Origin of the sequence: Hyella patelloides LEGE 07179, from assembly GCF_900659865.1 — a bacterium.
GTDB classification, from domain to species: Bacteria; Cyanobacteriota; Cyanobacteriia; order Cyanobacteriales; family Xenococcaceae; genus Hyella; species Hyella patelloides.
In genome coordinates this window covers 1-4441 of record NZ_LR214391.1, presented here as the reverse complement: position 1 = coordinate 4441, position 4441 = coordinate 1, and the positions used below count along the sequence as shown (strand labels likewise).

The window sequence follows — 4441 nt, the reverse complement described above, 5'->3', positions numbered from 1 at the left end:
ACATTACTCTCGCGAGTTTGGACGCTGTATGCGATGCGAAGCGAGTCCTTTAGGGCTTTTCAACCCCGCATTAGGGCGATGGGACTTACACCCATATCGGAAACTAAGTTATCATCTGGTGAGTTATCAATACTCATTACCAGAGCCATCTGTCCCCCTATTGAATAGGTTTAAGATGAACGAATCGCACTATAGACAAACCTGACACACCCCATTGTCCGTCGCAAGAGATTTTCTTGCTCGGTACTAGGGTTAGGTGAGTAGAAGAAGTTACCTTCCTCTACTTCCCTCCAAAACGGTACGTGAAAGTTTCCCTTCATACCGCTCCTCAGTGTATGGCTAGTACCATTGTTTGTACCGTCATCTTTTGCCGTGAACTTGGTCATGACAATGCAAATGTATTAGAACTAGGTTCTTATCTGAATTGTTGCCACCTTTCGATTTTTCCTTGATATGGTGTTTCTCAGTTAAATCTTCTGAGTGGAAGTTTAATCCACAATAACCACATTTGCCTTTTTGCTTTTTAAGCAATCTAGATTTTTGTGGGTCGGACGTTAGATATCTATCTCCCATCCTTTTACTCCAGTAAGTTTCATTGCCATCAAAAGGACTTCTGGTGTTTTGGACTTTAACCCACATTTTTCCGCAACTAAAGTCAGAGTGTTTTGGTAGGGTGTAAACAAAGTCTTCGGATTTAAAAGTAAATCTCCATCCTTTGTTCTTTAAATCCCAGTATTTTCTGGAGATCCATTTTCTACCTTTATTTGGATGACGACGTTTGCCCCATCTCCATAATCTGTTCCACATTAGGTTAGTTAACTTTTTGAATGCTTTGGATGAGTTCCAGGGACTTTGATAATTGCACCATCCTCTAATAATGGGGATAAGTTTACCAATAAGTTCCGATTGTTTATGTGAACTCATTTTATTGATACATTCATCCAGTTTTCTGTAATGTAGTTGGATTTTTTCTTTTTGAGGTTCAATGATAGTTTTAAAACCAAGTTTTTTACTACTAGAGTTTTTTCCCGAATGATGTTTACCTAATTCATGGTGTTGAATATGGAATCCGAGAAAATCAAACCCAAGTTGTTCACCATTGTATACATCAAGGGTGTGGGCGATTCTAGTTTTGCTTGGCTTTAGTTCTAGGTCTAGGTTTTTAAGCCATTCTTCTATTATTTCCTTACACTTAAGAACAGTATCAATTTCGTCATGAATGATTACGAAGTCATCTGCATAGCAGATGACGGAAAGAGCTTTTGCTCTCTTATCTTTTGACATCATTCCTCCACTGGGGAATCTTTTGGGAATCCCCATGACATATTCTTTGAGCTTATTTTCCATTCCATGTAAGGCAATATTCGCTAAGAGCGGGCTTATTACCCCACCTTGGGGAGTTCCAGCTAGTGTTTGGTTATAACCTTTTCTCTGTGACCATTTACTAAAGTCAACAACACCTGATTTTAACCAAGCTTTAATTTGACTTCTAAATTCAGGAAGAGTGTTAATTTTGTTCAGAAGAGTGTCATGTTTGATTTTGTCAAAACAGCTTGCTATATCTGCATCGAGAACATATTTTGATTTAGTCCTGATGCTGTCTTTTATAGCTTTTATTGCATCATGACACGACCTGCCTGGTCTGAAGCCGAATGAGTTACCTTCAAATTTGGCTTCCCATTCAGGCTCGATTGCCATCTTGAGGAGGGATTGTTTGGCTCTGTCTAGCATGGTTGGTATGCCAAGGGGTCGCATTTCTTTCTTTCCAGGTTTGGGTATCCAAACCCTTCTGGTTGGGTTTGCGTTCCCATCTATGGCAAGTTCGTCAACAAGTGCAAGTCTTTTACTGGGTGAAACGGATTTAATCCCGTCTATTCCAGCAGTTTTCTTACCCTTGTTTTCCTGTGTTACCTTTCTTACTGCTAGTAGTTTTCCATACCAGGATTTAACCATTAACTTTTGAAGCTTGTGAACTAGCTTGTAGTCCTCGGCTAGTGATGCTCTGTAGATTCTCTTTTGCAGCTTAAATACGCTGGAATCGACTTTGACCCAGTCGATTTCATCCCAGTTATTCAATTCCGACTTTGATGCTATCTCCATATTGGATTTATTAACCGTACTCAGAAAATGAACATCCCATACAGCAGTGTGACTGTCAGCATATCCATACCCATTACAAGTAGGCTTTTGCTTATTTCACAATCCCTAGACTGGGTGGTTTCATTGCGGATAACTACTCTGATTAATCAGAGAATCGTCCCAATCCTTGATTCGTTCCTGTTTACCATCGATTTCTGAATTTAGGATTCCTCTCTTCTTCGGGGGCGCGAGAGTAGAATATATGCTGCGTTTTTCTGCCCAGCATCCTCTTCTGTGTCCACCTTGAGCTTATTTTGCTCCCTGGGTAAAAGCCATTCCCCAAGTTATACCTTACAAAGAATTTCCAAGGATTCACTGTCGTTATCCATGTTCAGTTGCTCCCACTTGCACCAGTTTTGGCTACCAGTTTGGGTGGTTTTCATACCGCTTCAACACAAGGGATTATCAGTTCCTAATATTGGATACGATGCTGTCACTCTTATTCCTAGAGGGGTAGAATTGGAGTATTCCTCACTACCATGATAAACAAGTTGTCTCGGTTTCGCTCAATTTACAGGAGCTTCCCTATTGACGCAAGCTATTGCGTGCAATGTACTTCAGCATTTATGCTTGGTGACACTAACGAACCGCACAAAAAATCGGTACTTGTAAGCTCTTTCAACCATAGCTCACATTTTACCATATTTAATGCAAAAAACCGCTATTAGAGGCGCGCATTCCTCTCACCGCTAAACGCTAACGCGCTATAGCGGGAGTCTCCTGCCAGAAGACAGATGATTTCCTGAATTGCAATTAACACTCATCATAACCAATTACCAATCATTGTATAAGCAGCCCAGTAAAAAGGATGTTTGTATTCGGGTTTTTGGAGTAAACTTAGTTGTGCTTGACGAATCGCTTCTGCTTTACCAGTAGATGCAGCAAGTTTCTGATATAAAATGCTCATTAACTCTGCTGTAGCTTGGTCATTAATTGACCACAGAGTCGCCAAAGTACTCCTTGCACCAGCTTGAATTGCCATTCCCGCTAAGCCTAATGCTGCTGAGTTATCCCCCACAGCAGTTTCACAAGCACTTAAAATTAAAAGTTCAATTGCTTCTTTTTGCACTCCCATTCTAGTTTGAAGAATCTGGTTTAATTGACTGAGATTAATTTGATTGTCCCAAGCCAGTAAAAATGTATCTTCTAAAGAAGAGCTAAATTGACCATGAGTAGCAATATGAATAATGGGATAATCAGAAAATTGGATTTCTCGTTGCAGAGCTTCCATCGTAAATTCTTCATCTAGTAAAACCGAGCTTTTGACTTGCTCTTGAATTTCTGCTAATTCCCGATTGACGTACTCTAAAGCAGAAAAATCTCCTCTTTCTTGAGTCAAACCCACCGCTAAAGTTTTGAGTTGGGTTGTCTCTAGTGAGCGAGGACTTAACAATTGTAGTCCTGGGTTGAAAACTAAATTGTATTGTTCTATGAGATATTGTTCTCCATCGTATAAAGCTGCTAAGGGAACATTGCGTAAAGCTCCATCAGGAACAAAAACAATTGTTTTAATCTGCTGTTTTACTAATTGGTCAACTACTGGAGCAATTAACCAGTTATAAAGCTTGGTTGCTGGCGCATAAAAAGTTCGGCGACTGCGAATGACTACTGTTTGACGTAATTCTTGAATTGTTGCTTCTAATTCTTCTTGGGGAATGGCTACAGAATAGTGGCTTAAAGGTTGGTGGGGAAGACTAACAATGAGTTCTAAGCGATCGCGTAATATAATGGGGTAAATCGCAGCAGCATGGGGATCTACGGAATCTATCGATACAGATTTTCCTTTTAAACAAGCTTCTTGGAAAAAGTTGTGTAGCTCTGCTATTTGTAATGACTCGATAGTATCTCTGGCTTGAATTAAATTCTCTTGACTTATAGTTTCCCCTGGCGCAACATTTAGTAGGAGAGCCACTAATTCTCGATAAACTGGTTCGACAGTATCGCGGAAAGAATGCTGGATATTACGCTCGATATTGGCAATATCTTGGCTTAAGGCGTTTAGTAGAGTTACTCCCTGTTGATAATGTGCGATCGCTATTTCTGGCTCTCCTCTAGCTCCCTCGATTCTACCTAATTGCCATTGCCAAAGATAGCTAATTTCAGGGGCGTTAATAATTTGGGCAATTTCCAAAGCTTTAGTTGTAGAATGCTTAGCATTGTCCCATTGTTTTAATATTTCATAGATCTGACCTTGTAAACCCCAACTGTATGATTCTGCTTCGGGATAATTGAGTCTTCGAGCATCAGCGATCGCATTTTCCGTAAGAGCCGTAATTTCTGACCAAGAGGGCATATTAGGGGA

General features: G+C 40.2%; 3 protein-coding genes. All 3 read right to left on the bottom strand.

Going from position 1 to position 4441, the window contains the following annotated elements:
* Window positions 1–170: 170 nt before the first annotated feature.
* The gene (locus tag H1P_RS35040) at window positions 171–386 is read right to left on the bottom strand and encodes a helix-turn-helix domain-containing protein (RefSeq protein WP_144876360.1); all 216 of its coding nucleotides are present in this window, start codon (window positions 384–386) and stop codon (window positions 171–173) included.
* Window positions 361–2100, bottom strand: coding sequence for a group II intron reverse transcriptase/maturase (locus H1P_RS35035; protein WP_144876358.1), 1740 nt, complete (start codon window positions 2098–2100; stop codon window positions 361–363). The genes H1P_RS35040 and H1P_RS35035 overlap by 26 nt, the downstream gene beginning before the upstream one ends.
* Before the next feature lie 802 nt (window positions 2101–2902).
* Window positions 2903–4441, bottom strand: a 1539-nt coding sequence (locus H1P_RS35030) for a CHAT domain-containing protein (protein ID WP_144876356.1), incomplete at its 5' end; no start/stop codon positions are given.

Excerpts from the sequence above, each read along its gene's own strand:
- H1P_RS35035 (WP_144876358.1), bottom strand. The coding sequence starts at position 2,100 with ATGGAGATAGCATCAAAGTCGGAATTGAATAACTGGGATGAAATCGAC.
- H1P_RS35040 (WP_144876360.1), bottom strand. The coding sequence starts at position 386 with ATGACCAAGTTCACGGCAAAAGATGACGGTACAAACAATGGTACTAGC.